At 63.7% G+C, this 11893-nt stretch carries 10 protein-coding genes and 1 pseudogene; 8 read left to right on the top strand and 3 right to left on the bottom strand.

Annotated elements, in window-relative coordinates; all coding sequences use genetic code 11:
• Nucleotide 1: 1 nt before the first annotated feature.
• A complete protein-coding gene (locus ACHMW7_RS04935; RefSeq protein WP_395449235.1) occupies nucleotides 2-1453 on the bottom strand; it encodes an MFS transporter in 1452 nt (483 codons plus the stop codon).
• 245 nt (nucleotides 1454-1698) lie between these two features.
• On the opposite strand from ACHMW7_RS04935, the gene ACHMW7_RS04930 reads away from it, so the two are divergent.
• Nucleotides 1699-2544 carry a MurR/RpiR family transcriptional regulator gene (locus ACHMW7_RS04930; protein ID WP_395449234.1) on the top strand — a complete coding sequence of 282 codons (846 nt, stop codon included), beginning with the start codon at nucleotides 1699-1701 and terminating at the stop codon, nucleotides 2542-2544.
• Between the two features lie 3 nt (nucleotides 2545-2547).
• Here the strand turns inward: ACHMW7_RS04930 and ACHMW7_RS04925 are convergent, their stop codons facing one another.
• Nucleotides 2548-3381 (bottom strand): response regulator transcription factor, encoded by an 834-nt coding sequence (locus tag ACHMW7_RS04925; RefSeq protein ID WP_395449233.1) that lies wholly within the window; start codon nucleotides 3379-3381, stop codon nucleotides 2548-2550.
• A gap of 131 nt (nucleotides 3382-3512) precedes the next feature.
• On the opposite strand from ACHMW7_RS04925, the gene ACHMW7_RS04920 reads away from it, so the two are divergent.
• On the top strand, nucleotides 3513-4619 hold the full coding sequence (locus ACHMW7_RS04920; protein ID WP_395449232.1) for an aminotransferase class I/II-fold pyridoxal phosphate-dependent enzyme: 1107 nt from the start codon (nucleotides 3513-3515) through the stop codon (nucleotides 4617-4619).
• A gap of 3 nt (nucleotides 4620-4622) precedes the next feature.
• On the opposite strand, the gene ACHMW7_RS04915 is transcribed toward ACHMW7_RS04920, so the two are convergent.
• Nucleotides 4623-5642, bottom strand: a complete 1020-nt coding sequence (locus tag ACHMW7_RS04915) for a helix-turn-helix domain-containing protein (RefSeq protein WP_395449231.1) — start codon at nucleotides 5640-5642, stop codon at nucleotides 4623-4625.
• Nucleotides 5643-5999: 357 nt separating this feature from the next.
• Here ACHMW7_RS04915 and ACHMW7_RS04910 point away from each other — a divergent pair, with 357 nt between their 5' ends.
• The 6 genes and pseudogenes from ACHMW7_RS04910 to ACHMW7_RS04885 all read left to right on the top strand — a co-directional run bounded on the left by ACHMW7_RS04910 (nucleotide 6000) and on the right by ACHMW7_RS04885 (nucleotide 11863).
• The gene (locus ACHMW7_RS04910; protein ID WP_395449230.1) at nucleotides 6000-6557 is read left to right on the top strand and encodes a hypothetical protein; all 558 of its coding nucleotides are present in this window, start codon (nucleotides 6000-6002) and stop codon (nucleotides 6555-6557) included.
• Between the two features lie 14 nt (nucleotides 6558-6571).
• Nucleotides 6572-8146 (top strand): annotated as a pseudogene (locus ACHMW7_RS04905) (autotransporter outer membrane beta-barrel domain-containing protein); the annotation flags it as partial.
• Between the two features lie 64 nt (nucleotides 8147-8210).
• The gene (locus tag ACHMW7_RS04900) at nucleotides 8211-8603 is read left to right on the top strand and encodes an autotransporter outer membrane beta-barrel domain-containing protein (RefSeq protein ID WP_395451263.1); all 393 of its coding nucleotides are present in this window, start codon (nucleotides 8211-8213) and stop codon (nucleotides 8601-8603) included.
• A 260-nt stretch (nucleotides 8604-8863) separates the two neighbouring features.
• Nucleotides 8864-9784: a LysR substrate-binding domain-containing protein gene (locus ACHMW7_RS04895; RefSeq protein WP_395449229.1), complete on the top strand. Its 921-nt coding sequence runs from the start codon at nucleotides 8864-8866 to the stop codon at nucleotides 9782-9784.
• Between the two features lie 103 nt (nucleotides 9785-9887).
• The gene (rocF, locus tag ACHMW7_RS04890; RefSeq protein WP_395449228.1) at nucleotides 9888-10808 is read left to right on the top strand and encodes an arginase; all 921 of its coding nucleotides are present in this window, start codon (nucleotides 9888-9890) and stop codon (nucleotides 10806-10808) included.
• A 2-nt stretch (nucleotides 10809-10810) separates the two neighbouring features.
• On the top strand, nucleotides 10811-11863 hold the full coding sequence (locus ACHMW7_RS04885; RefSeq protein ID WP_395449227.1) for an ornithine cyclodeaminase: 1053 nt from the start codon (nucleotides 10811-10813) through the stop codon (nucleotides 11861-11863).
• Nucleotides 11864-11893: the final 30 nt, after the last annotated feature.

Genomic DNA, 11893 nt, shown 5'->3' with positions numbered 1-11893 from the left:
ATTACGCTCTTGCTTGCGCCTGCCGGGTCGACACTTCGGGTGTCTCGACCTCCGCCGGCTGGGTCAGGTCTTCCATCGACATGCCATAGGTCTCAGGGCCCAACTGGATGCAGAAGGCAAAGACCGCGTACATCGCCGCCGCCAGGCTGAACACACCAACCATGCCGTAGTTGTCGAACAGCGCGCCGGCAACGGTGGGGATGAAGGAGCCGGCCGCCGAGCCCGTTGCCAGGATGAAGGCCACGCCGAAGGCGCGAATCCGGGTTGGAAACAGCTCGGGCGCATAGATCCAGATCGAGGTGTTGAGCAGCAGCACGAAGAACTGGAAGATCGCGCCGAACAGCAGCACCAGATAGATGTTGGTGCCGAGATAGACGATCGACACGGCTGCGAGGCAGGCGAAGACGGCACCGACTGTGAGCACCTTCTTGCGGGGGAAGTAGTAGCCGAACATCGAGGCGGCGATGGCGCCGAGCACGCTGCCGCTCTGGATGATCATCGAGTAGAGCAGGCTGCCCTGCAGCGTGTAGCCCATCGAGACGAAGATGATCGGCATCAGCGTCAGCACCGACAGCTGGGCGCCGTAGCTCATCAGGATGGCGATGGCGACAGGAACGGTCCGGCCAATGAACGGGGCGCGGAACAGTTCCTTCCAGCTGTTCTTGTTCGGAGCTTCGTCCTGCGCCGGATCGTGGGTCAGATATTCGCGGACAACAAGATTGCGCGGCCGGAGCGACCCCGATTCAAGGATCGACAGCACCTTGTTGGCCTCGGCGATCCTGTTCTGCGATGCCAGGAAGCGCGGCGTCTCGGGCACGTAGCGGCGGTAGAACACCACCAGCAGGGCCGGCAGGGCGAGCGAAGCGAACAGCCAGCGCCAGGCGTTGTCGCCGGGAAACAGCGTGAAGATCAAGAGGCCGAAAGCCGGTGCCAGGAAGTTGCCGAAACCGCCGGCACCGACATTGACGAGGCCTGCCGCCGTGCCACGGAACTTTGGCGAGCAGAACTCCGACAGCATGGTGACCGCGGTCGAGATCTCGCCGCCGACGCCGAAGCCGACGATGGCGCGGGCAAAGCACAGCGTGGCGAAGTTGGGCGCCAGTGCGCAGGCGGCCGAGCCGATGGTGAAGAGCAGAAGATTGAAGGTCAGCATCACGCGGCGGCCGTAACGGTCGCCGAGGATGCCCGAGAGCAGGCGGCCGATGGCGGCGCTGCCGAAGGTGATGGTATTGAGGAAGCCGATGTCGGCGCCGGTCAGGCCCCAGGTCGCCTTCAGCATTGGACCGGCGACGCCGATCGTGTTTTGCTCGAAGCTGTCGAACAGACAGCCTATCAGGACCAGCGCGATGATCTGTTTATGAGCGCCTGTCACGCCTATCCGGCTCAGCGCCGATTCCAATTGTCGAATGACCGGCGATGACTTGCCGGATTGCACCATACTTTCCGCTGCCATGGTTTCTCCTCCCTTGGCTGAACCAGATGAAAACTGATTTTCATCAATCTAACATGTGAAATATTGTTTTTATAGCCCAATCTTACGTCGCGGCAGTGAGACGAGTTGCGCTGTGCGGCAAAGAGCTTATGTCTTTGTGATTCCTCGTGATTGCGGCAGTTTCGGCAGGGTTTCGAGGGCTTCCACTCTTGCGGTGGCGGCCGAACGGCGCAAATGTGCGCGACCAGAATTCAGCGGCAGGCGGCATGACAAACCCCAAGGATCGGCCATTTCTTTTCCGTGTGCGCGAGGCGCTCGACACGCTGCATCCGGCCGAAAGGCGGCTCGGCGACTTCGTCTGCGACTTTCCCGGCGAACTGGCGAGCTATTCCGCGTCCGAGCTTGCTACACTGGCCAATGTCTCCAACGCCACGGTATCGCGCTTCGTCAAACGTCTGGGCTACGAGAATTACGAAGAAGCCCGGCGCCATGCGCGCGAGGAAAAGCAGACCGGCTCGCGCCTGTTCCTGACGACTTCGACTGATGCTGCCGGGGTCCAGTCGCTCGGCGCCCATGTCGCCCAGGGCATCGCCAACATCGAAGGCACCTTCGCCACCATCACCGACGGCCAGATCGACGCCGCCGTCGAGGCGATGCTGGCCAGCCGCAAGATCTGGGTGCTCGGCTTCCGCAGCAGCCACCCTTTCGCCGACTATTTTCAGTGGCAGATGACGCAGGTGGTGGAAAACATCGTCGCTATTCCGGGCGGCGGACAGACGCTGGGCGAACATCTTGTCAGCGTCGGCAAGGACGACGTAACAGTGGTGTTCGGGCTGCGCCGCCGCATCGCGCGCATGGAGATGGTGCTGTCGGCCATCGAGAAAAGCGGGGCAAAGCTGCTTTACATCACCGACGAGGGCGTACCCCACCGCCAGAGTGCGGCCTGGCATTTCCGCTGCCAGACACTCGCCCCGGGCCCCTTGTTCAACCACGTCTCGGCGATGGCGATCTGCCACCTGCTCGCCACCCGCGCCATCGAGCGCTCGGGCGCCGCCGGCCGAACCCGGCTCCGGGGCATCGAAACCATCGGTGATGCACTCGAGGAACTGTAGCCTTCAGCTTGCCGGCATGTGTTGGCGGACATGCTGGAGAAAAAGCGACAGCAGCTCGGCCTGGGTCGAGATACCAAGCCGCTCATAGGCATGCTTGCGGTGAGTCTTGACCGTGGCCCGGGTGATGTCGAGGTGGGCTGCGATCGAGTCCGACGAATGCCCGCGCAGCACCAGCACCACGACCTCGCGCTCGCGGTTGGTCAAGAGATCGCTGCCGAAGCTGTTGTAGGCCGCTTCGGCCCAGCCGGCATCAGACGAGACCCGCTCGGCCACATACCGCGCCTTGATGCGTTGCCAGTGCTGGCGAAAGCTCGCTTCGATCAGCGGCAGCATGCCGTTGAGCCTCTCGATTGCCGCGTCATCGAAACTCCCGGGCTTGGCGCTGTAGATGCCGATCTCGGTCGTCTCGCGTTCGTCGAGCGCCACGGCGATGTCGATCTCCTCGAGCCCGCGCGGCCAGCCCCTGGTGATGTAGCCGATCTCCTCCGTCTCCGAGATGATGATCTCGTAGGAGCGGTAGACCTCGCTCTGCAGATAGTGATCAGGCGCGAGATCACGGATGCGGTAGACGCCTGAGGCGATGCCCTTGAGATGGCTCTGGTAGAACGGATTGAGCAAGTAGGTCTCGGCCAGATATTGCCTCAGCCCATTGCGCGCCTGCTCGCCCTTGAAGTCGTCATGGATGTGCAGCGGCGGCTGGCTGCCGCGATAGACGACGATGGCGATCATGTCGAAGGCGACGTGGCTGCGCATCCAGCCAGCCAGGACCGACGGAAACGTCGGCGCACCGATGGCACCAACCAGCTCCGCCACATCGCGATAGTCGTGCTGCGGCATGCCTTGCTGCGTCCCCTTTTGCTGGCAAACCTCCTCCCTTGGGAGGATGGTTAGGCGCGGCGATCCTGACTAACGCTGTTCGCCGACATGATCGCAGCGGCTGGCATGCCGTGGGACGGGAGAGCGCGACGATGAACTACGCCAGGATGGTAATCGAAAAGGAAGCGCCGGAGGAATATGGCTATGACCGAATTCGCTACAATCTCTCGGAAAGCTCGATTGCCGACCAGAAGCTGTCCGAGATCGGCCTGTCTTTGCCCGACCTGACGCTGTTCTATGGCGAGCATCGCGGCGACAAGGCCCTGCGCGAGCTGATCGCCGGCCAGGATGCCGGGCTTTCGCCCGACCACGTCCTGGTTACCGCGGGTGCGGCCGGCGCTTTGTTCATCATCGCCACCAGCCTGCTGTCTGATAAGGACCACCTGGTGGTGGTGCGCCCCAACTACGCCACCAACATCGAGACGCCGCGCGCCATCGGTTGCGCCATCAGCTACATCGACCTCGATTTCGACAACAACTTCGCCGTCGACCTGGCGGAAGTCGCTGCCGCCCTGCGCCCCAATACGCGCTACATCAGCGTCACCTGCCCGCACAACCCGACCGGCACGATCATGCGCCGCGCCGACCTCGACGGGCTGATCGCGCTCGCCGAGCGCCACGGCTGCTACCTGCTGGTCGACGAGACCTATCGCGACCTGAGTTACGGCCAACGCCTGCCCGCCGCCGCCTCGCTCAGCGCGCGTGCCATCAGCGTCTCGTCGCTGTCCAAGGCCTTCGGCATACCCGGCATCCGCATCGGCTGGCTGGTCACCCAAGACGCCGAGCTCTACGAACGGTTTCTCGCCGCCAAGGAGCAGATCGGCATTTGCGGCAGCGTCATCGACGAGGCCATCGCGCGTGCCATGCTGGAGCGCCGCGACACCTTCCTCGGCGCGCTGATGCCCGAGATGAAGGCGCGGCGCGACATGGTCCAGCAATGGATCGACCGCGAACCGCTGGTCGAATGGGTCAGGCCGGAAGGCGGCGTCGTCGGTTTTCCCCGGTTCAATGTCGGCCCCGATTTCGATCTCGACCGCTTCTACAACGGCCTGCTCGAAAAGCACGGTGCCTATGTCGGCCCCGGCCACTGGTTCGAAATGCCGAGAACCTATTTTCGCGTCGGTTTCGGCTGGCCGACCGAAGCGCAACTCCGGGGCGGGCTCGAAGCCATTTCCGCCGCCCTGCGCGAGCAAAACTGAGCGTCAGGACGCGCCGAGCTTGCGGGCATACTCGGCCAGATGCTCGTGCACTTGCGCCAGCCGCCGGTCGGCCTGCATCGGCGTGCCACCTTCCTGCCGCGCCTCGCTAGGTGTCATGCCGAAGCGGGCGCGAAACGCCCGCAGAAACTGCGCGCTGCCGGAAAAGCCGAGCTGATAGGCGATCTCGGTGATCGAGCGGATCGGTGTGGCTGGGCTGACAAGTTCGCGATAGGAAGCATCGAGCCGCCTTTCGCGCACCACCCTGGCGACCCCGCCATCGGCAGCGAACGTCCTGTAGAGATGCGCCCGGGAAACCCTGAAACGACGCATCAACAGAGCGGGCCCCAACTCCGGTTCGGAGAGATTTGCGTCGATGACGTCGAGCACGCGCCGGCGCAGCACATGCGCCAGTGCCTGGTCGCCGAGTGCACCGTCCGGCAGCTGGCGCGCCAGCCCGCACGCCAGCAGGTCGATAGCCGCACCCTCGAGGGCCAGTATGTCGGCATGCTCCATCTGAGCCGACACGTTCGACAGGCTGACGATGAAATCCGTCAGCAGCCGCGTGACGGGCAACCCTGCCTTGAGCACCACACCATGCAGGCTGCGCCCGTCAGCTGCCTTGTCGACGCGCTCGCGCGGCAGGACGATCGAAATCGTCGATCCGGCGCGCGCACTGCCTTTGAAGATGCGGGCAAGGTCGAAGACCCAGATGTCGCCCGGATCGACAGAGATCATGCGGCCGTCGCAATCGCCCATGAGCGATCCGGAGATGAAAAGCTGCAGCAGGTAATGGTCGAGCCCGCTCTGCAACACGAAACGCCGGTCGCGGCTGTAGTGTTGCCAGTTGAACGTCGTCGCTCCCACCAGCATCGTGCTGAGCGAGCGCGAGAGAATAGAGCCTTCCAGGATGGTGTCTTCGTCGCCCTGCGTCGCCTCAAAATAGGGCTTGGCGATCTTGCGCCAGACTTCGTCGCGCAGGCCCGGTTCGACGAAATCAGTCGATAGCAGCACTTCGTCGACCACTATCGGGCGCCTGTCCTGGCTCGCCGCATCGCACGTTCCCCCCCGCCAAGTCGAAACGGCAGATGACGGTGCGTAAGCTGATTTGATGTCGTGCTCCACCTATCGCGGCGTGCGCGCGAGACATAATGGCACGCGCCGGTAGAACTCCGATCAATAGCCCGAGACAAAATGCGCAGACAAATGAGACATAGCGCTACTTCAGCTTGGCCAGTTCTATGCGAGCCTACAGAGGCGGCGGGCATGACAAGGGACTAGCTCTGCGGCAGCTTGCTGCATGCATTCCCCCTGGCAGGACAACTCGTATCGGACCATCGATACCGGGCTCCGCACATGCGCTCCCGGAAGGGAGTATTTTGCATGCCTGCCTTCAGGAAAATTTCGACCGCGCACCTCATCTCCGCAAGTGTTTCGACGCTCGCGATCACGGCGCTGTTGTCGTCTGGGCCTGCGGTGGCCGCCGATTTTCATTTCGTTTCGTCGGGCAATGTCACTTGGGGGCAGTCTGGCGGTAGCGGCTTCGAAGGGCCTAACCCCCTGCCCGGGATCGGCGACCAGGCGATCTACAATAAAGCAGGCACCGGCCAGTCAATCATGTGGGGTGCAGCCAGAAATGCTGGTCAGTTGGTGTTTCTGGCTCCCTATACCGGCAGCGGATTCGTGCCGATGACTCCCGCCTCACAGTCATCGACCCTCACTCTCCACGGCGTGGATGGACTGGGCGTCGACAGCCAGGTTAACCAGCAGATTACATTGTCGGAGCGGATCGCCCTCGGTGGCAACCAGGAATGGCGGATCGACAGCAACACCGGCAGCATCACTCAGCTGGGCCATACGGCGTTTCGCTTCGTGTTCCTCGGCAGCTCCATGCTGACGCTCAATGCCGTAGGAACCGGCAACTACTCAAAAACGCCGTAACGGGAACCGGTGGCCTGATCGTCAAGGGTGCCGGCACGACCTACCTCTCCGGTTCCAACACCTACACCAGCGGCACTTTCCTTAATGGCGGTACGGTTGAGGTGACCGCAGACAGAAATCTTGGCGCGGCATCGGGCGGGTTGAGTTTCGACGGAGGCACGCTTCGATTCGGCTCGTCCTTCACATCGGCGCGTTCCATTTCTCTGACAGCCGGCGGCGGTACGATCGACACCAAGGGCAACACCGCCGCGCTCTCCGGCAATATCGCCGGAAGCGGCGGCTTGACCGTAGCTGGTGGCGGCGTGCTCAACCTGACAGGCTCAATCGGCTATGCCGGCGCGACGGTCATTCGGTCGGGCACGCTCGCTCTATCCGGAAATGCCAGCCTCGCAAGCTCCAGCGGCGTCGTCGCCGATGGGGTGTTCGATATCTCCGCGACAACGTCGGGCACGTCGGTCGCGAGGCTGTCCGGCTCGGGCGCGGTCAATTTTGGTAGCCAGGCCCTCACACTGGCCCAGGCCAACGACACGTTCTCCGGCATATTTACCGGCAGCGGCAGCTTCATCCTCGCCGGCGGCCAGCAGACACTTGCCGGCAACAGTTCGGCCTTCACCGGCACGACGACCGTCAATGCCGGCACCTTGACCGTCAACGGCATTCTCGGCGGCACCATGGACGTGCTCAGTGGCCGGTTGCAGGGCATCGGAACTGTCGGGAACACCATCAACCGCCTTGGCGGCGTTATCGCGCCGGGCAATTCGATTGGCACTCTCACCATCGCCGGCAACTACACCAGCAATGGCGGCATATTGGAGGTCGAGGCCGAACTCGGCGGCGACAGTTCTCCAGCCGATCTTCTTGTCATCACCGGCAACAGCATTCTGGGTACTGGTCCGACCCAGGTCCGGGGCATCAATGTCGGCGGCGTCGGGGCCGAAACGACCGGCGACGGCATCAGGATCGTCCAGGTCGACGGCAGCTCCGCAGCCGATGCCTTCGCGCTCAGCGGGCCGGCCATCGGTGGCGCCTACAGCTACAAGCTGTTCCACAACGGCATATCGGACCCGGCCGACGGCGACTGGTATTTGCGCGCGGCGGGCCTGGCCCCGACGACGCCTGTTTACCAGAACTATCCGCAGGTGCTGCTTGGCATGATCGCCCTGCCGACGCTCGAGCAGCGTGTCGGCGACCGCCGTCGCGTTGCTGCGGAAGGCAGTGCTGGTGCGATCTCGGCACCAGCGGCAGCGATCTGGACGCGCATTGAAGCAGCCCACGGCCATGTCGTGGCCGATGCGGGTGCCGCCAATGCTTCCTATGACGCCAACACGGCGTTGACGCAGATCGGCTTCGACGGCCAATTCTACGAAGGGCCGGCCGGCATGCTGATTGGCGGCCTGACGGCGCAATACTCGCGCGCCTCGGCAGACATCTTCTCCAGCCTGGGCGACGGCGCCAATACCACCACAAGCTACGGCATCGGCGCCAACCTGACCTGGCACGGCGCCAGCGGCCTTTATGTCGACGCCCAGGCGCAGGTGGCGAGCTTGCGCAGCGACATGAGCGCCGTTGGTATCGGCGAGATCGGCAATGGCATCCATGGCAACGGCTATGCGTTGAGCCTGGAAGCCGGACGCAAGATCGCGCTCGAACTCCATCTGGTCGCTGACGCCGCAGGCGCAGCTGGCCTATTCCTCGGTCAGCTTCGATGCCTTTACCGATCCGTTCGGCGCCAATGTCTCGCTGAAAAAAGGCGACAGTCTCAAGGGCCGCATCGGCACGGCACTGAACTACGACATGGCCGCAACCGGCAGCCATGTCTACGGCATCGCCAACCTGACCTACGAGTTCCTCGACGGTTCCTCGGTCGCGGTGTCGGGCGTCGACCTCGCCTTCGAACCGCAGCGCTTCGCCGGTGAGATCGGCGTCGGCGGCAGCTACAAATGGGCCGGCGGCAAATATGCCCTGCATGGCGAGGCACTTGCCTCGACCAGCTTCCGGGGCGGCTACGGCTTCAAGGGTGTCATCGGCTTCACCGCCGGGCTCTGAGCCCGCAGCGCCATTCTATGGCGCTGCACCTCGCCGCGCGATTGCGGTAGACGGTTCCACCTCGCGTCTTACGCTTCGGCTGATACTGCCGGCTGGAACACGCTTGCATTTCAATGACGCTGCGGCGAAGACGCTGGCCAGCGCGTTCGGGCTTTAACCAAACGGTGCTGGCCGTGCTAGTCTTTGGATGACGGCCTGCTGGATTCGGCCGCGCGCACCGGCGGCAAGGCGCATCGCAATCGACGAATTGTAAGGCTGGAATGCACAACGGACGCTCAGAGACTGCCCGCCTGCCCTGGCTGAACACACTCGTTGCGTTCGAAGCGGCAGCACGTCTGGGCAGCCTGACCCTTGCCGCGGCCGAACTGCACCTGACGCCTGGCGCCGTCAGCCGCCAGGTCAAGCAGCTCGAACAGGGCCTCGACGCGGTGTTGTTCGTCCGTAGCCACAACGCGATCGAGCTCACCGACGCCGGACGCATTTTCCTCGCCCATGCCAACGGGGCACTCGCCCAGATCCGAACCGGCATGCGCGCGGTCTCGGGCCGGACAGCCAGGCTGACGATCCGCGCGCCGCTGACGCTGACGCAGCGCTGGCTGATCCCCAGGATCGACCATTTCCGCCGCGGCCATCCCGGTGTCGATCTGAGGTTTCAGACCATCAGCGCAGCGACCAGCGAGCGCACCGATGTCGAGATCAAATATGTCAGGGGCACGCCCCAGCGAAACGACATATCAGGCGAGATATTCCTGATCGATCGCACCGCGGCGGTGTGCCGGCCGGAACTGCTTGTCGATGGCATGAGCGCCATCACGCCCGAGGGTGTTCTTTCGCTAGCTGTGCTTCAGGACACCGCAGACGGCTGGTCGTGGCGGCAATGGTGCAAGGCAGCGGGCATCGCCTTCCAGCCGAACGGCGACAGCATGGTCTTCGACACCGACGAGGCCGCCATCGACGCCTGCCTCAGCGGCCTCGGCGTCGCCCAGGCCAACACGGCCTTCGTGACCTCGGCCCTTGAAGCCGGCACCATCCGGCACCTGTGCCCGTCAGTGGACGCCACACTGGGAGCATATTATGCCGTGGTGAATGCGCGCTCCCGCGTTGCCGATTCCTTCGTTATCTGGCTCAAGGACCAGGGCGAAAACCAGAGCACGGCCGGGGTCGGGCAACGCCGCTCTTAGGGCGAACAGCCATGCGGACCACGGCTCGCGACATTCCTGCGTTGCGTCGCTAGACTGTATTCGAAAAACCATATCGGGCCGCGGCCCGCTGAGGAGAACAAAGATGCATTGCCGGATCGTAGGCGCACCCATCCAGGAAGGCACCGACCGAAGGGGCTGCGACATGGGACCGAGCTCGCTCAGGACCGCCGGCCTGGTCGAGGCACTTGTGGAACTCGGCCACTCCGTCACCGACATGGGACAGGTGGTGCCGACACCGGGCCCGGCACTGACGCATGCCAACCAGGCGCTGAAAGCCCTGCCCGCGATCGCCGCCTGGACCGCCGCCCTGGCCGAAGCCGCCTACCAGATGAGCGCTGATGCCCTGCCGATCTTCCTCGGTGGCGACCACAGCATGTCGGCGGGCACCGTCAGTGGCATCGCCAGGCGCGCGGCGGAACTCGACCGGCCGCTGTTTGTGCTCTGGCTCGACGCGCATCCGGATTTCCACACGCTCGACACCACGACCAGCGGCAATCTGCATGGCGTTCCCCTCGCTTATGCCAGCGGCCTGTCCGGTTTCGAAGGTTATTTCCCCAAGCTTCAGGCCAAGGTGAGCCCGCAGCGCATCTGCGCGATTGGCATCCGCAGCGTTGATCCGGCCGAGCGGGTCGCACTCGCTGAGGCCGGCGTTGACGTCCACGACATGCGCGCCATCGACGAGCATGGCATCGCGCCGCTGCTGCGCGCCTTCCTGGAGCGTGTCGCGGCCGAAAACGGCATGCTGCATGTCAGCTTCGACGTCGACTTTCTCGATCCGGCGATCGCACCGGCCGTCGGCACCACCGTGCCTGGCGGCGCGACCTTCCGCGAGGCGCATCTGGTCATGGAAATGCTGCATGACAGCGGCCTGGTCACCAGCCTCGACCTGGTTGAACTGAACCCGTTCCTCGACGAACGCGGCCGCACCGCAACGCTGATGGTCGACCTGACGGCGAGCCTGATGGGCCGCCGCATCATGGACCGTCCGACCCGGAGTTTTTGACCATGACCGAAAAACTGAACGTCGTTCCGTTCGTCAGCGTCGATCACATGATGAAGCTGGTGCTTGCCATCGGCGTCGAGCGTTTCCTGACGGAACTTGCGGCCTATGTCGAAGAGGATTTCCTGCGCTGGGAGCAGTTCGACAAGACCCCGCGCATCGCCTCGCACAGCCATGATGGCGTCATCGAGCTGATGCCGACCAGCGACGGCCATCTCTACGGCTTCAAATACGTCAACGGCCATCCCAAGAACACCCGCGACGGCCGCCAGACCGTGACCGCCTTCGGCGTGCTCGCCGATGTCGGCAACGGCTATCCGATGCTGCTGACCGAGATGACCATCCTGACGGCGCTGCGCACTGCGGCAACCTCGGCGGTGGCGGCCAAATATCTGGCGCCCAAAGGGGCCGACACCATGGCAATCATCGGCAATGGCGCCCAGTCGGAGTTCCAAGCCATAGCGTTCAAGGCGCTGCTTGGTATCGACAAGCTGCGGCTCTACGACATCGACGCCTCGGCTTCGCGGAAATGCCGGGACAACCTTGCCGGCATGGGTTTCGACATCGTCATCTCTGACAACGCGCAGGACGCGGTCGAAGGTGCTCAGATCATCACCACCGTCACCGCCGACAAGCAGCTCGCGACGATCCTGACCGACAACATGGTCGGCACCGGCGTGCACATCAACGCTGTCGGCGGCGATTGCCCGGGCAAGACCGAACTGCACAAGGACATCCTGCTGCGCTCGGACATCTTCGTCGAGTTTCCGCCGCAGACCCGCATCGAGGGCGAGATCCAGCAATTGCCCGCCGACCACCCTGTCATCGAGCTGTGGCAGGTCATGGCCGGCAAGGCGCAAGGCCGCAGCTCGAGCGCACAAGTGACCTTGTTCGATTCCGTCGGCTTTGCCATCGAGGATTTCTCTGCCCTGCGCTACGTCAGGGACAAGCTGATCGACACCGGCCTGTTCGAGGAACTCGACCTGCTCGCCGATCCCGACGAGCCGCGCGACCTGTTCGGCATGCTGCTGCGCGCCGCCAAGGCCGCCGCTGTGTAGTATCGCACTACAAGCCTCCGCTCATGCCAA

This window comes from Aminobacter sp. UC22_36 (assembly GCF_044056035.1).
Taxonomy (GTDB): Bacteria; Pseudomonadota; Alphaproteobacteria; order Rhizobiales; family Rhizobiaceae; genus Aminobacter.
Note: the sequence above shows the minus strand (reverse complement) of the source record. Positions and strands in the feature narration are given on the sequence as shown.

Coding starts and splice junctions, on each gene's coding strand:
- ACHMW7_RS04930 (WP_395449234.1), top strand. CDS start 1,699: ATGACAAACCCCAAGGATCGGCCATTTCTTTTCCGTGTGCGCGAGGCG.
- ACHMW7_RS04895 (WP_395449229.1), top strand. CDS start 8,864: ATGCACAACGGACGCTCAGAGACTGCCCGCCTGCCCTGGCTGAACACA.
- ACHMW7_RS04910 (WP_395449230.1), top strand. CDS start 6,000: ATGCCTGCCTTCAGGAAAATTTCGACCGCGCACCTCATCTCCGCAAGT.
- rocF (WP_395449228.1), top strand. CDS start 9,888: ATGCATTGCCGGATCGTAGGCGCACCCATCCAGGAAGGCACCGACCGA.
- ACHMW7_RS04925 (WP_395449233.1), bottom strand. CDS start 3,381: ATGCCGCAGCACGACTATCGCGATGTGGCGGAGCTGGTTGGTGCCATC.
- ACHMW7_RS04920 (WP_395449232.1), top strand. CDS start 3,513: ATGAACTACGCCAGGATGGTAATCGAAAAGGAAGCGCCGGAGGAATAT.
- ACHMW7_RS04935 (WP_395449235.1), bottom strand. CDS start 1,453: ATGGCAGCGGAAAGTATGGTGCAATCCGGCAAGTCATCGCCGGTCATT.
- ACHMW7_RS04885 (WP_395449227.1), top strand. CDS start 10,811: ATGACCGAAAAACTGAACGTCGTTCCGTTCGTCAGCGTCGATCACATG.